The sequence below is a fragment of the Leptotrichia sp. oral taxon 221 genome (assembly GCF_018128245.1).
Taxonomy (GTDB): Bacteria; Fusobacteriota; Fusobacteriia; order Fusobacteriales; family Leptotrichiaceae; genus JABCPH02.
In genome coordinates this window covers 1468078-1482713 of sequence record NZ_CP072378.1, presented here as the reverse complement: position 1 = coordinate 1482713, position 14636 = coordinate 1468078, and the positions used below count along the sequence as shown (strand labels likewise).

The 14636-nt window shown below is 29.2% G+C and carries 17 protein-coding genes; all 17 read left to right on the top strand.

Annotated features, from left to right (window positions below):
- The first annotated feature begins 203 nt into the window (after positions 1-203).
- On the top strand, positions 204-593 hold the full coding sequence (locus J4863_RS06590) for an adhesion protein FadA (RefSeq protein WP_211617998.1): 390 nt from the start codon (positions 204-206) through the stop codon (positions 591-593).
- A 26-nt stretch (positions 594-619) separates the two neighbouring features.
- Complete coding sequence (locus J4863_RS06585; protein WP_211617997.1) at positions 620-1081, top strand: hypothetical protein; 462 nt, start codon at positions 620-622, stop codon at positions 1079-1081.
- A 45-nt stretch (positions 1082-1126) separates the two neighbouring features.
- The gene (locus J4863_RS06580) at positions 1127-1534 is read left to right on the top strand and encodes an FAD-I family protein (RefSeq protein ID WP_211617996.1); all 408 of its coding nucleotides are present in this window, start codon (positions 1127-1129) and stop codon (positions 1532-1534) included.
- 97 nt (positions 1535-1631) lie between these two features.
- Complete coding sequence (locus J4863_RS06575; RefSeq protein ID WP_211617995.1) at positions 1632-1823, top strand: hypothetical protein; 192 nt, start codon at positions 1632-1634, stop codon at positions 1821-1823.
- Complete coding sequence (locus J4863_RS06570; protein WP_211617994.1) at positions 1802-2326, top strand: OmpA family protein; 525 nt, start codon at positions 1802-1804, stop codon at positions 2324-2326. The genes J4863_RS06575 and J4863_RS06570 overlap by 22 nt, the downstream gene beginning before the upstream one ends.
- A gap of 190 nt (positions 2327-2516) precedes the next feature.
- Positions 2517-3248, top strand: coding sequence for a tRNA1(Val) (adenine(37)-N6)-methyltransferase (locus J4863_RS06565; protein WP_211617993.1), 732 nt, complete (start codon positions 2517-2519; stop codon positions 3246-3248).
- A 179-nt stretch (positions 3249-3427) separates the two neighbouring features.
- Positions 3428-5596, top strand: a complete 2169-nt coding sequence (locus J4863_RS06560; RefSeq protein WP_211617992.1) for a U32 family peptidase — start codon at positions 3428-3430, stop codon at positions 5594-5596.
- A gap of 89 nt (positions 5597-5685) precedes the next feature.
- Positions 5686-6828 (top strand): O-antigen ligase, encoded by a 1143-nt coding sequence (locus J4863_RS06555; protein WP_249111488.1) that lies wholly within the window; start codon positions 5686-5688, stop codon positions 6826-6828.
- Positions 6818-7381: an RNA methyltransferase gene (locus J4863_RS06550; RefSeq protein WP_211617991.1), complete on the top strand. Its 564-nt coding sequence runs from the start codon at positions 6818-6820 to the stop codon at positions 7379-7381. The genes J4863_RS06555 and J4863_RS06550 overlap by 11 nt, the downstream gene beginning before the upstream one ends.
- 33 nt (positions 7382-7414) lie before the next feature.
- Positions 7415-7807, top strand: coding sequence for a PTS-dependent dihydroxyacetone kinase phosphotransferase subunit DhaM (locus tag J4863_RS06545; protein ID WP_211617990.1), 393 nt, complete (start codon positions 7415-7417; stop codon positions 7805-7807).
- A gap of 47 nt (positions 7808-7854) precedes the next feature.
- The gene (rimM, locus tag J4863_RS06540; RefSeq protein WP_211617989.1) at positions 7855-8379 is read left to right on the top strand and encodes a ribosome maturation factor RimM; all 525 of its coding nucleotides are present in this window, start codon (positions 7855-7857) and stop codon (positions 8377-8379) included.
- Positions 8369-9202 (top strand): tRNA (guanosine(37)-N1)-methyltransferase TrmD, encoded by an 834-nt coding sequence (gene trmD, locus J4863_RS06535; RefSeq protein ID WP_211617988.1) that lies wholly within the window; start codon positions 8369-8371, stop codon positions 9200-9202. Before rimM ends, trmD begins: the two co-directional genes overlap by 11 nt.
- An 18-nt stretch (positions 9203-9220) precedes the next feature.
- Positions 9221-10408 carry a carboxynorspermidine decarboxylase gene (gene nspC / locus J4863_RS06530; protein WP_211617987.1) on the top strand — a complete coding sequence of 396 codons (1188 nt, stop codon included), beginning with the start codon at positions 9221-9223 and terminating at the stop codon, positions 10406-10408.
- A 34-nt stretch (positions 10409-10442) separates the two neighbouring features.
- On the top strand, positions 10443-11387 hold the full coding sequence (locus J4863_RS06525; protein ID WP_211617986.1) for a DUF4300 family protein: 945 nt from the start codon (positions 10443-10445) through the stop codon (positions 11385-11387).
- A 200-nt stretch (positions 11388-11587) separates the two neighbouring features.
- The gene (locus tag J4863_RS06520) at positions 11588-12391 is read left to right on the top strand and encodes a triacylglycerol lipase (RefSeq protein ID WP_211617985.1); all 804 of its coding nucleotides are present in this window, start codon (positions 11588-11590) and stop codon (positions 12389-12391) included.
- A gap of 73 nt (positions 12392-12464) precedes the next feature.
- Positions 12465-13175, top strand: coding sequence for a hypothetical protein (locus tag J4863_RS06515; RefSeq protein WP_211617984.1), 711 nt, complete (start codon positions 12465-12467; stop codon positions 13173-13175).
- 182 nt (positions 13176-13357) lie between these two features.
- Positions 13358-14551, top strand: a complete 1194-nt coding sequence (locus tag J4863_RS06510) for an alanine racemase (RefSeq protein ID WP_211617983.1) — start codon at positions 13358-13360, stop codon at positions 14549-14551.
- The last annotated feature ends 85 nt before the right edge of the window (positions 14552-14636 follow it).

Below are 14636 nucleotides of genomic sequence, written 5' to 3'. Positions count from 1 at the left end.
ATTTTAGTATAAAAAATTAAAAAAATGAGAATACTATTAATCTTTATTGTTAAATTTTGGGTAATTTTTCATAAATTTAAAAAAAAATTCAAAAATAATGCTAAAAAATTAAAATTTTAATTGTATTTTTATTTTTTTTTTGATACAATGTAACTAAAAGTTAAGGAGAAAAAAAGACAGTTATAAAAATGGGAGGTCTAGTAATGAAAAGAAAAGCATTGCTAATAGCGGGCGTTATTATGGTATCAGTAATTGGATATTCAGCGCCAAACACAAACAGTTTGGAATCGAGTTTAAATGCAATTGAAAATAAATTTAACGATTTATTGCAAAAAGAAGCTCAGAAGAAAGCAGAATTCCAAAATGAGAAAGACAGACTGGAAAAAGAAGTTGAAGATTTACAAAATAAATTAATAGGAAAAGAAAAATTACAAGAAAAATTGAAAAAAGATTCAGAAGTTAGATGGCATAGAGATGAGTACAAAAAAATATTGAAAAACTATGATGAATATTACAAAAATTTAGAAAAAACAATTGTACAAAAACAAACTAGAATTGCTGAATTAGAAACTCTTTTATCAGTAATGCAATAAAAAATATAGTAAAGGAATAGGATGATATGAAAAAAACTTTATTTATCGGATTAGTGTTAGCAGCATCTGCTCAAGTGTTTGGAGCAAGTGCACAAGATTTATTAAAAGAAGCTAGAAATGATTATTACAAAAATTTGAATAAAAAAACTGAACCAGTAAAAGTAAAAAGAGAAAAAGTAGTTAAAGATGCTCAAAAAGCAATGGATGAAGCTAGAAAAGAAATGTCAGATGGGACAGTAGACGAATACTTAGATCAAAAAGAAGAAGCACCAAAACCAAAAACTCCAATGGAAAGATTACAATACAATTCAGAAAAAGCAGCTGATAAAGTTGATTTTTATGAAAGAGTAGTAAGAAGTGTTAAGAGAGAGGAAGCGGAAGTTGTTGGATATAATGATGTTTTAGGAAAACAATCTTCAAAAAAAGTTGACTCAAGAAGATCTTCACAAAAACCAAAAAAAGTAGTAAAAAAATCAAATAAAAAATAATAAAAATACTGAAGAATAAGAAGTCAAATGAGAAAGGAAGAAAATATGAAAAAAATTATCGGAATGGCAGCATTATCAGTATTAGTAGTAAGTCAATTATCATTTTCAGCAGGAAAATCAAATACTGATGCAGCAGTACAAAGATTACTAAAAGTAGCAAAACAAAGACAAGCTGAGCAAGCAGTAGAAGTAACTCCAGTAGAAGTGACTGGAACTACAACAACTGGTACAGCACCTAGAGTAAAAAGAGTAAATTCTAAAAAAGCAGAAATAAAAGCAATGAAAGCTAAAGAAAAAAATATGACTGAAAGTGAAAAAATGGATGTAGAAATCCAAAGAATCAAAAAAAGAGTAACACAAATCAACAATAACATAGATACATTTAACAAAAATAATGAAATCTTGGAAAAAATGGAACAAAGATTAGATCAAATTCAAGATAAAATGAAATAAAAATTTGCAATAACAAAAAAATTAGTTATAATTAGATTAGGTATATAATTTTTTAAAAAAATATATAATAAAATAATTTTAGAAAGGGAGAAATGTAATGAAAAAATTAGCATTATTAGCGTTAGGTTTAGGAGCTTTATCTTGTACAAATGCAAGATTAGTAAACTATAACACTGAAAGATTAGATCACATTGAAGAGTATTTAAAAGAAAACAAACCAACTAGAAATGCTCCAGAATATAAATCATTAGAGAAGGAGGCAGAACAATGGTTAGAAAATCAACAGTAATCGGATTATTAGCAATGTTGTTAGTTTCTGCACCAGTAATGGCTAGAAAATTAACAACTACTCAAATGAGAGAAAATACAATTAGAATTAATGCTTTGGAACTTGAAGAAGAAGGAGCAGAAGCAGTAAAAGTTGAACCTAAAGAAGAAGTTGTTGTATTAGATGCAGGTAAATTGAATTTTGACTTCGATAAAGATATAGTAAAAGAAAGATACTTCGAATTGTTAAGAAATGTTAAAGCATATGCGGAACAAAAAAATTATGCAATTAGAATTATTGGACATACAGATTCTAAAGGTTCTGACGAATACAATATGAAACTTGGTATGAGAAGGGCAATTAGCGTAAGAAATAAATTAGTTGAATTCGGATTGGATCCAGCTAGAGTTATTGGAGTTGACTCAATGGGAGAAAGAGAACCAGTTGCTACAAATGAAACTGACGAAGGAAGATTTGAAAACAGAAGAATTGAATTCCAATTCTCACCTTTCCAAGGTCAATAATAAACAACAATAGAAATTTTGAAGGTATTTAAAGTACTTTAATAACTACATCTTGAGAAATTAGATTTATTTGAATTTTTTGAGATGTAGTTTTTTATTTTTTCTTTTTGTCATTACAAGTTTTTGATAAAATATTTTTAATTTTTGTAATGAGAAAAAGGAACAATCAAAAAAATTAAAGGTGGAAAGAATGAAGAAAACAGGAGAAGAAACGAGAACAACATTAAAAGATATGGAAATTATTCAAAGAAATGATTTTCAAAATTTTACTTTAGATTCGGTTTTACTAGCAGATTTTGTTAAAATTAATCGAAAAACGAAAAAAATATTAGATATTGGGACTGGATGTGGAATAATTTCATTATTATTAGCAAAAAAATCACAAGCAAAAATAGTTGGAATTGAAATACAGGAAATTATGTCAGAAATTGCTAAAAAAAATATCAATAACAATGGTGTAAAAAATCAAGTAGAAATATTGTCTGATGATATAAAAAATTTCAAAAAATTATTCAAAAGAGATGAATTTGATGCGATTGTCACAAATCCTCCATATTTTGAATTTACAGGAGATTTGAATCAGATAAATGATTTAGACCAATTAAGTCGAGCAAGACACAATATTGACTTAACTTTGGAGGATATTATAGAAGCTACAAGTTATTTGTTGAAAAATATGGGAAGTTTTTCATTAGTATTTCGAAGTGATAGGCTAGTTGAAGTAATTTTACTTCTAAAAAAATATAATCTAGAACCAAAACGAATGAAAAATTGTTACACGAAATACGGAAATGACGCTAAAATTTGTCTATTGGAAGCGGTAAAAGATGCCAAAAAAGGCTTTAAAATAGAGGAAGCAATATACATTTATGATGAGAATAATGAGAAAACGGATTATGTAAAATCATTATATGGACAGTAACGAAGACATTCTTAATTTTATTTTAATAAAAATGTGAAAAAGAATTTGGTAAAAAAGTAAAATGTTTGTTATAATATAAAGAAGTGAGAAGATAATTTTTAAAATGAGAGCGTAGAAATTTTGTAACAAAAGCCGAGTTTGAGAGTGGCAACTGAGCTCTTATAGGAAAGTGAGGATTTATGAATATAGTTGCACCAGCTGGAAACTATGAAAAACTAGAAGCAGCAATAAAAGCAGGAGCAAACGAAGTATTTTTTGGATTAAGAGGATTTGGAGCTAGAAGAAATAATCAAAATCTTGCGATAAATGAAGTGCTGGATGCGATTGATTACGCTCACTCGCGAGGAATTATGACTTCGATGACATTAAATACGATATTAAAAGATACAGAAATAAATAGTATGTACAATAATGTAAAAAGAGTTTACGAACATGGAATTGATGCAGTAATTGTTCAGGATTTAGGATTTATAAAATTTATAAAAGAGAATTTTCCAGGGTTGAGAGTCCATGGAAGTACACAAATGACGGTTGCTAATCATGTTGAAGCGAAAAAACTGGAAGAATTAGGGTTGGATCGTGTTGTTTTGGCGAGAGAATTGTCGTTTGAGGAGATAAAAAGTATTCGAGAGAAGACGAATGTTGAGTTAGAGATTTTTGTGTCTGGATCGCTTTGTATTTCGTATTCAGGAAATTGCTACATCAGTAGTTTTATTGGAGGAAGAAGTGGAAATAGAGGACTTTGTGCGTATTCTTGCAGAAAAAAATTTACTGATGAGAAAGGGAAAGAGGCATATTTTTTGAGTCCAAATGACCAGTTGTTACAGGCGAAGGAAATTAATATGCTAAAAGAAATTGGTATTGAAGGAATAAAAGTAGAAGGGCGTAAAAAATCTAGTGAGTATGTATTTGAAACAGTGAGTTATTATGATAATATTTTGAAGGGGACACCAAGACCTACAGAAAGTTACAAATTATTTAATCGAGGATATTCAAAAGGATATTTTTATTTGGATAACAAACTTATGAACTTTAAGTATTCATCTAATTTTGGGTACTTTTTAGGAGTGAGAATTGGTGAGACGAATAATTTTAGAATTGATGATGACTTGATTTTAGGAGATGGAGTTCAGTTTGTAGATGAAAACTTTGAGGCGATTTCGGGAGAATATGTAAACAAAATAATTTTCAATGGAGAAAAAGTTCAAAAAGCTCAGAAAAATGATACGATTTCGATTGGAAAATTGCCGAAAGGAACAAAATATATTTATAAAAATTATTCTAAAGAGATAAATGATAGAATTATTCATAATATAAAGGTTTCAAAGAGATTTTCAACGATAGCTGGGGAATTGATTGCTAAAAAAGGAAAAGAGTTGGAATTGAAATTTGAAATTGAGAATATAAGGGGTCAGAAGATTGTGGCTGTTGCAAAAGGAGATATTTTGGAGCAAGATGCCAAGAGAGTGATAACGAAAGAACAGATTGCAGAAAAATTAGGAGAATTGGGTGATACGTCGTTTGAGTTGGGGAATATTTCGATTGACTATGATGGGACAACATTTATTCCATTTAGTGAGTTGAAGGCTTTGAAACGGGAATGTGTGGCTCAATTACAGGAAAAATTGTTGCAATCGTATAGAAGAAAGGCACCTGAAAAGAAAGAATATCATTTTGAGAATAAATCAGAGACTGTAACGCCAATATTTTCGGCATTAGTGTCAAATGAAGAGCAAGAGAGAGCTTGTCGTGAGGCTGGAATTGAAAAGATTTATCATAAACAGTATGATGTTGCAAAAGAGAAAAATTTAGGAAAGATAAAAGTGGATACTAATTTGGCTTCAAACTTGTATCAGGCGATTATGGGAGAGAAAAATGGTTTGAAGGGACAGTCGCTTGACTGGAATTTGAATATTTTCAATAATCATACAATAGAAATGTTTTCGAGATTTCCAAATATAGAAACAGTTTTTATTTCGCCTGAGTTGAATCATCGACAATTGAGAAATATAAAATCAGATAAAGTAAAAAAAGGATTGGTAATTTACGGATATTTGAAGGGAATGTATATTGAGCATAAAATATTTGATGAGGAATATAAGGAGCTTGAGGGAGAATTTTACGACAAATATAAAGTTTTGAAAAATGATTTGAATAATATTGAGTTGTATTTGGATAAGCCGATGAATTTGATTCCTAAACTGGATGAAATTTTGGAATGTAACTTTGATGAATTGAGATTGGATTTCACTTTTGAGAGTCCAGAGGAAGTGCGAGAAATAATCGGAAGTTTGGAAACTAGAAAAGGTAAGTACAATCCTTATGCATTTGAAAATGGAGTGCTTTAAATTTTGATAAATAGTTATTAAAATTTTGAAATGAAAACTGAGTGAGAGGATATTAATTTAGCTCTCATTAAAAAGAGAGGGGAATAAACTTGAAAATAGCAAATATGACGAATGATAATTATTTACGAATATTGTATACGCTGTTAGGAGTATCGATTTTTGTCCATTATTGGTTTGTGGTACTTTTTACAGTTTTGATTTTGATAGATTTATTTTTTTCTGGCGAATATAAAAAAATATTGAAAGACAGATCTCTGATTGTAGTCGAAATAGTTTTAGGGTTTTCAATTGTGATGGCTATGATATATGACAACTGGTACGGATTGATAGCGATACCGATTTTGCTGTGTGTTATGGTCGGAAGGTATTACACCTTGATTATGGAAAGTAGTACGAAAAAAAATAATTTGGAATTACTTTGTAAAGTTTCGGTTTTGCCTTTTGTGACAGGGGTTATTGAATATTTGATTACAAGAAAAAGAGCTGGATATTTCGCTTTTCACAATCCAAATTATTTAGGAAGTGTGATGATGATGATTGCAGTTGCGAATTTATATTTTGCGTTTGAGAAAAAATCAAAATGGAATTTTATGATATTCTTTTTGAATATAGCAACATTGATTTTATCTGGTTCGAGATCGGCTCTAATTGGAATAACAGTTGGAGTATTCGTGTTATTTTATTACTTTTTTGAAAGAAAATATTTTATTGCGACAATAGTAGTTTTGGTTAGTTATATTATCGGAGTAATTTATGGATTTTTCCCATTTTTGCGAGAAAAAAGTATTATAGAATATTTTTGGTTGAGAGTGGATATAATAAAAATAGCAATTGGAATATTCGAAAAGACAAATATTCTTTATGGACACGGAAATTTTTATTATTATAAATTTACAAATTTTATTTATCCACACTCTCATAACGCATTGGTTGAATCACTTTTGAGTTATGGAGTTGTTGGAACATTGGCATTGTTAGTTGTTTTTTTGAGATACATTTATGAAATAATGAGAAATAATGAGAATAATATATTGAAGATATCTTTAATTTTAGGAGTAATTGCTCATAATTCTACTGATTTTGTAATTTTTTGGATACAGACAGTGCTATTATTTATAATGATTTTGTCTTATACTGAAAATAATAAGAGGATGAAAGAATACGGGATAAAGATATATTCTAATCATAGAAAAAATAAGAAAGAGAAAGGAAAAGAAAAAGATGAGAGATAATATTTATGTTGGATTAGTTCATTATCCAGTGTATAATAGAAATGAGGAAGTGGTAGCAACATCGGTAACGAACTTTGATATTCATGATATTTCGAGAACTTGTAGAACATATGATATAAAAAAATATTTTATTATCACGCCTGTTGATGCACAACAAGAATTAACGAATAGAATTATTAATTATTGGACAGAAGGTGACGGGATAGAATTTAATAAAAATAGAAAAGAGGCTTTTGAAAATACGGATTTAGAAAATTCTGTAGAAACTGCAATTGAGACAATAAAAAAAATAGAAGGGAAAGAGCCAAAAATAATAACAACTTCAGCAAGAATATTTCCTAATACTACGTCGTATCAAGATTTAGGAAAAGAAATGGTTGAAGATGAGGCACCGTATTTAATATTGTTTGGAACAGGTTGGGGATTGACAAGCGAAATTATGGATATGTCATACAAAATTTTGGAGCCGATTAGAGGTAAAACAAAATATAATCATTTATGTGTGAGAAGTGCAGTATCAATTATTTTAGATAGATTATTGGGAGAAAATTAGTAAAAGTATAGAAATAAAAGGAGAACGATTAAAATGGTGGGAATTGTAGTAGTAAGCCATAGTAATAAATTGGCAGAAGAAATTATTAATTTTGCAAAAGTTTTGCAACAGGAAGATTTTGAAATAAAAAATGGTGGAGACGTAAAAAATGAGATTTACGGAACAAATGTCGACAATGTGAAAGATGCAATTATAGAGGCAGATCAAGGAGAAGGAGTTCTTGTGTTTGTCGATATGGGAAGTTCTGTTTTTAATGCAAATCAAGCAATCGAAAGTTTGAAAGGGAAAATAAATGCACAAATTGCAGATGCACCATTGGTAGAAGGTGTGATTTCAGCGGTTGCGGCAAATTTTGATGATACTTCATTGGAAGAATTGAAAATAATTGCAGAAGAAAGTAGAAATTTTAAGAAATCTAGAAAGTAGTGTAAAAGATAAATGAGAATATGTTAACGAAATAAGAAAGGAAAAGGATGGAAAATTTAGTTAATATTGGGACGATCGTTGGAACGCATCATTTGACGGGAAGCGTGAAGATAAATTCGATGTTTGAAGGTATAGATGTTATTGTTGGTGAAAGAGTTTTGCTTGAAAAGGATACTCGAAGAAAGGTTCTTTTGGTGAAAAGTGTTAAAAGAATTAATGAGAAAAAAGCGATTATAAATTTTGAGGGAATAAATAATATTGATTTGGCAAAAGAGTTGAATGGACTTCAAATAAAGATAAGACGGGACTTGCTTCCAGAAAAAACAGAAGACGATTTTTATTTAAAGGATTTGCTGGGAGTAGAAGTTTTTGAAAAAGGTGAAAAAATTGGAGAAGTTATAGACATTATGGAGACCGCAGCTCATGATATATTGGTAATTCAAGATATTAAAAACCATAAAGAAATATTGGTTCCGCAAATAGATGTTTTTGTGAAAAAAATAGATTTTGATAATAATAAAATGGATGTGGAGTTGATTGAGGGAATGAGAGAGGAAACAGATGAAAATTAGTGTGTTGACTTTATTTCCAGAAGTTTTTGAGATGTATTTGTCACAAACGATTTTACAACGGGCTATTGAGCTTGGAAAAATGGAATATGATATTGTGAATATTAGGGATTATGCGAGAAATAAGCACAATCAGATGGATGATATGCCTTTTGGTGGAGGGGCTGGAATGGTTTTGAAGCCAGAGGCGTATTGGAATTATTTTCAAGAGAATTTTGATTTTTATGGAAAAGAAAATTTGAATGAAGAGGATTTAGATGGAGAAAATAATCATGAAATTGGAAATGAAAATGAAGATTTTAAATCTGAAAATTCAAAATTTAAAAAGCCACATGTTATTTTTGTGACTCCTCAAGGAAAGACTTTAGATCATCAAAAGGTTATGGAATTGGCGAAAAAAGAAGAGTTAGTGATAATTTCTGGTAGATATGAAGGTCTTGATGAGAGAGTGATTGAAAAATTTGTTGATGAGGAAATTTCGATTGGAGACTATGTTTTGAGTAGTGGTGATTTACCGAGTTTGGTTCTATTGGATTCGATTAGTAGAATAAAGGAAGGCGTTATAAAAAAAGAGTCATTTGAAACAGATTCATTTTATAATGGTCTTTTGGGATTTCCGCAATATACAAGACCTGTTGAAATTGATGGATATGAGGTTCCAGAAGTTTTGAGAAGTGGAAATCATGCGAAAATTGATGAGTTTAGGTATAAAAAGGCGATTGAAAAAACTATAAAAAATAGAAAAGATTTGTTTGAGAAAAAAATTTTAGAGGATGAAAAATTCAAGAAGGAATACGAGAAATTATTTCATGGGAAATCTAAGTAAATTAAGGGAGGAATAATTATGGCAAAAAATAAATATATTGATATAGATATTACAAATCTGCCGACACCGTCGTTTTTGGTGGATGAGAGACTGTTGAAAAGAAATTTGAAAATTTTAAAAGATGTTAAGGATAGAACAGGATGTAAGATTTTGTTGGCACAAAAAGGATTTTCGATGTTTTACTTTTATCCGTTGATTGGACATTATTTAGATGGAACTACGGCAAGTTCGCTTTTTGAGGCAAAATTAGGATATGAGGAAATGGAGAAAAAATTTACTAAGAAAAAATTGGAAACTCACATTTTTAATCCGTCTTATCGTGATGATGAATTTGATGAAATTTTGGATATTACGAATCATATTGTGTTTAATTCGTTTGCACAATGGAATAAATTTAAGGGAAGAGTTCAAGAGAAAATAAAAGCGACTGGAAAACATATAAGTTGTGGATTACGTGTAAATCCTGAATTTTCAGAAGTTGAGACAGAAATTTATAATCCTGCAGGGAGATATTCGAGATTTGGAGTAACGATTGAGAATTTTAAGGAAGATGAGTTAGAAGGATTGGAAGGATTGCATTTTCATACTTTGTGTGAGCAAAATTCTGACGCATTGGAAAATGTTTTGAAAGTTTTTGAGGAAAAATTTGGGAAATATTTACATGGAATGAAATGGGTAAATTTTGGTGGTGGACATCATGTTACACGTAAAGATTACGATGTAGAAAAACTTATAAAATGTATAAATCATATAAAAGAAACTTACAATGTGCAAGTTTACTTGGAGCCAGGAGAAGCTGTTGCGTTGAATACAGGATTCTTGGTATCGGAAGTTTTAGATATTACAAAAAATGAGATGGATATTTTGTTGCTTGATACGTCGGCTTCGTGTCATATGCCAGATGTTATTGAAATGCCTTACAGACCGTTTATATTCGGTTCAGGATTGCCTAATGAGAAAAAATATACTTATAGATTAGGTGGGCCTACATGCTTGGCAGGAGATATTGTTGGAGATTATTCATTTGATGAGCCTGTAAAAGTTGGAGATAAATTGATTTTTACAGATATGGCACACTACAGCATGGTAAAAACAAATACTTTTAATGGAATAAACTTGCCGTCAATTGCAGTTTATACTGAAAAAGATGGATTGAAAGTAATACGAACATTTAAGTATGAGGATTTTAAAAATAGACTTTCGTAAAAAGGAAAAATAACAGGAGTAAAAGGAGAAAAATATGAAGAAATTATTAATTATTGGACTTTTAATTGCAGCTATGAGTTGTTCAAATTCTAGTAAAGATGAAAAAAATATTTCAAATTCTGGGAAAACTGGTGTGAAACAGGAAGATGTAAAAAAACCTGAAAATAAATCGAATCAAAATAAGGAATTAAAGGAATTAGTTTATTCAAATTTGGTTGATAAAGATACGCAAAATGAAGCTGCTGACGCTTTAAAAGATGCAGGAGTGAATCAAGAAAGCATAGATTTATTTTTGAAAAGTGTGAATTTTTTTAATGATTCTGTAAAAAATCAAGAATTAATTAAACAAGGATTCAAAATTTCTCAAAATATAAATCCAGATTATAACGAAGAAATTCTTCAAAAATTGTGGGATGAGAAAAATCCTAAATTTCCAGGATTTAACTGTAGAATAACATCGTTTACTATTATGAGACAGTTTTTGAAAACGAGTACTTTTTCGCTTAAAGATGAGACAAAAAGTTTATTTTTAGACGAAGAAGCATTGAATAATGTGCCTTTTCTGTTATTTAATGACACAGAGAAAAAGACTTTTAAAACGATATTTTCAGCAATAGCTACGGAAAATACAAAAAACGTGAATGTGCATTTGAAAAAAGTAAAAGATGAATGGAATCGACTAGGAGTAAAATTTTCAAACAATGATAAAATCTCAATGATTTCGATGTTTTTCCATTCGCAAATTTCACCTGAGGAAGAAAACACACTTTTCATCGGTCACACAGGAATTCTGTTGAAATTAAAAGATGGAAAATTATTATTCTTAGAAAAATTGGCGTTCCAAGAACCGTATCAAGCTATAAAATTTGAGAATAGAGCTCAACTTAAAAAATATTTGACAAATAAATACGATACTGAATGGGGACAACCGACTGCAAGACCGTTTATAATGGAAAATGCAGAATTGATGAAAGATTAAAATATAGAAGAAGAAGGCTAGGAAACTAGTCTTTTTCTAAATTATTACATTATTATTATATTTAATAAAAATTGATATTGTAGTGAAACTGATTTAAAATCAAATATAAAACGATGATTATTTTTTACACAAATATTAAGTTTAAATGATGTGAGTATATTGTTGGAAGTTTGGATAGGAAATGAGAGGGGAAATCGGATATGAAAGGAGTAGTAATGAAAAATGTATTAGCGGTAATTGGTTTACCATTGTTAGTGGGATTTACACTTAGAGCGGGAATATTGACTCATGAATTTAAAGTGGAAGAGTTTGGAAATATTAATACGACTGATAAAGATATCGTTGTGTTTATTCATGGTATTTATGGAAAATTGGATGATTTATCGTACATTAAGGGGAAGATGGAAGAAAAAGGATATGCAGGAATTAGTATTCAGTATCCGACAACGAAGGAAGATATTCAAGGAATGGTTGAAAAATATATTAATCCAGAAATTGATGGAGAATTGAAGAAATTAGAGCAAGTGAATGAGAGAAGATTAAATGAAGGCAAATCAAAATTAAAAATGAATTTTGTAGTTCATTCACTAGGATCAGTTGTTTTGCGACATAAATTGAAAGAGAGTAAAATCGATGAATTGGGAAAAGTTGTATTTATTTCTCCGCCTTCTCATGGAAGTTCTATAGCCGATAATATTTTTTCTGAAGCATTGAGTCCAATTTTAGGAAAAGCCGTGAGACAAATAAAAGTTAATGAAAATAGTTTTGTGAATCAGCTAGGCGAACCAGATTACGATTGTTATGTAATTATTGGAAATAAAACAAATAATCCTTTGTATTCGCTTATGATAAAAGGAAAAGATGACGGTATGGTTCCAATTGAAACTGCTCGATTGAAAAATTGTCGTTTTAAAGTGATTGACGGGAAAACTCATACAAGCATTTTAAAATCAGACGAGGTTGTAAAAGAAATTTTAGAATATTTTTCTGATGATAGAAAATAAAAGTGTGGAATCAAATAGAATTTTGTGTTATAATACTTATAAAAAATAAAATTCACAAAGGAGATAGAAGTTTATGAAAAAATTATTGTTTGTAATGATGTTAGCAGTTATGGGAAATGGATTTGCGGGGACGATTACTCTTCAGAAGAATAAAGGTGTTCAAATATCGCAAGAAGTGATGGAAAGTGAATCTTCTAAAATAGAAAAAGCACTACAAAGAGATTTACAACCTATTTCAAAAATAATTTTTAGCAGCGCAATAGCAGAAATGAGTAAAGAAGTAGAAAAAGGCAATATGAATTTGTTTGATAAAGATATTGATTTGTTTGATAAAGATATTAAAATGAGTAGTTCGAGAAAAAAAGAGTTAGAGGAAAAATATCAAAAGAAATTTATAGATGTTTTTATATCAAATGTGTCTATTTCATTTTCTGTAAAGAAAATTAAATTTATTGATGAAAATACCGCTGATGTAGTATATGATATGAAAATGAAAGATTTAAATAAAGGGCTAGAAGCTTTAGATAAAATTTCAGATGAGGATATTGCAGCAATAATATTAAAAAAGCTAGGTTATAATAGTGAAGATGAACTGGATTTTATGGAAAAACCAGGTAATGAGAATGAAAAAATTAGAGTTATCAACATTATTTATGATGAACTTATAAATCAAATAGAGATTGCATTGAAAAATACAACATCAGAAATAGTGATTGAAAAAAATATTCCATGTATTCTTAAAAAAGTAAATGGGGAATGGGGATTATCGGACGAATTGAAATAATAGAAAAATATTTATTTTTGAAAAGACTAGAAAATTATAGAAAAATCTAGTCTTTTTTAGTATAATTAAAAATGTATTATGTGTTTTAAATAGAAAAATATCAAATTTTTATTATATGACTTAGAGAATGAAAAATTTTTAGTAAGATAATAAAAAAATAGAAAATAAAAAAGGAAAAAAGAATGTTAATTGATTTAGAAATTAGTAGAAATAAAATAGAAAAAAATCTAGAAAAAATTAAAAGCATAAATGAAAATATCATTTATGTTTTGAAGGATGATGCTTACGGTTTGGGAATTGAGAATATTTTACCGATTTTGATTGAAAATGGGTGTAATTATTATGCGGTTGCTTATATCGAGGAGGCTTTGGAGATAAAAAAAATTTCGAGGGAAAAATTTTTGAAAGAAGTAAATGTTATGATGCTGAATTATACGGAAGTTGAAGATATTAGAATAGCTGTAGAAAATGGGATTGAATTGACGATTTACAGTCTTTTTCAGTTTCGAGAATATGAGAAAATTTTTAGTGAAATTTTGGAAGAGGGGAAAAATAATATAAAAATTCATATAAAGTTAAATACTGGAATGAATAGATTGGGATTTGATGGGGATGAAATAGAAGAATTGTGTGGTATTTTAAAAAGATTTCAAGTTAGAAATGAAAATAAGAGATTTTTGGAATGTGATAAAAAGGTAGAAGATGTTAAAACTGTTGAAAATAGAGGTAAGTTAGAGATTGTATCAATTTTTTCTCATATTTCTGACAGTGAAAATCTTGAGAAAACAGAGGCACAAGTTAAAAAGTATGAGGAATTTTTGAAAATTTTTCAAAATATGGGAATTGATTATAGATATACTCATTTACAGGCGAGTCCGTTGTTATTTAAGTATGGGAAAAAGTATAATTATGATTTTGGAAGAGTGGGAATGGCGATTTATGGGATGGAACCGCTTTCAGAAAGGGTTGGATTAGAGCAAGTGATAAATCTTCATTCAAAAATAATTAGTCTTCGTAAGGTTCGTAAGGGGGAGCAGGTTTCTTATGGAAATAATGGATTATTAGAGCGAGATACGGTTGTAGCGATTGTTCCGATTGGGTATGCACATGGGTTGAAAAAACAAATAGAATCAAGTAATTCATATATTTTGATAAAAGGGGAAAAGGCGTATATTTTGGGAGAGGTTTGCATGGATATGATTTTGGTTGATGTGACAGATATTGAGGGGGTTTCTGTAGGAGATAAAGCTGTAATTATTGGTGTTCAAGGTGATGAAGAAATAACGTTATTAAAAATGGCAAAATGGGCAAATACAATTCAAGATAATATTTTGACGAATTTTGATAAATCGATTAGGCGAAAAATTGTGGAATAGAAGCATTAATTTTTGATAACAAAAAAGTCAATAAAATGATATAATATACTGAAAAAAGATAATGAAAAAATTAGAAGGGAGAAAA

Coding starts and splice junctions, on each gene's coding strand:
- J4863_RS06565 (WP_211617993.1), top strand. CDS start 2,517: ATGAAGAAAACAGGAGAAGAAACGAGAACAACATTAAAAGATATGGAA.
- J4863_RS06510 (WP_211617983.1), top strand. CDS start 13,358: ATGTTAATTGATTTAGAAATTAGTAGAAATAAAATAGAAAAAAATCTA.
- J4863_RS06545 (WP_211617990.1), top strand. CDS start 7,415: ATGGTGGGAATTGTAGTAGTAAGCCATAGTAATAAATTGGCAGAAGAA.
- J4863_RS06560 (WP_211617992.1), top strand. CDS start 3,428: ATGAATATAGTTGCACCAGCTGGAAACTATGAAAAACTAGAAGCAGCA.
- J4863_RS06515 (WP_211617984.1), top strand. CDS start 12,465: ATGAAAAAATTATTGTTTGTAATGATGTTAGCAGTTATGGGAAATGGA.
- rimM (WP_211617989.1), top strand. CDS start 7,855: ATGGAAAATTTAGTTAATATTGGGACGATCGTTGGAACGCATCATTTG.
- J4863_RS06525 (WP_211617986.1), top strand. CDS start 10,443: ATGAAGAAATTATTAATTATTGGACTTTTAATTGCAGCTATGAGTTGT.
- J4863_RS06585 (WP_211617997.1), top strand. CDS start 620: ATGAAAAAAACTTTATTTATCGGATTAGTGTTAGCAGCATCTGCTCAA.
- J4863_RS06570 (WP_211617994.1), top strand. CDS start 1,802: ATGGTTAGAAAATCAACAGTAATCGGATTATTAGCAATGTTGTTAGTT.
- J4863_RS06590 (WP_211617998.1), top strand. CDS start 204: ATGAAAAGAAAAGCATTGCTAATAGCGGGCGTTATTATGGTATCAGTA.
- J4863_RS06550 (WP_211617991.1), top strand. CDS start 6,818: ATGAGAGATAATATTTATGTTGGATTAGTTCATTATCCAGTGTATAAT.
- J4863_RS06520 (WP_211617985.1), top strand. CDS start 11,588: ATGAAAGGAGTAGTAATGAAAAATGTATTAGCGGTAATTGGTTTACCA.
- trmD (WP_211617988.1), top strand. CDS start 8,369: ATGAAAATTAGTGTGTTGACTTTATTTCCAGAAGTTTTTGAGATGTAT.
- nspC (WP_211617987.1), top strand. CDS start 9,221: ATGGCAAAAAATAAATATATTGATATAGATATTACAAATCTGCCGACA.
- J4863_RS06580 (WP_211617996.1), top strand. CDS start 1,127: ATGAAAAAAATTATCGGAATGGCAGCATTATCAGTATTAGTAGTAAGT.
- J4863_RS06575 (WP_211617995.1), top strand. CDS start 1,632: ATGAAAAAATTAGCATTATTAGCGTTAGGTTTAGGAGCTTTATCTTGT.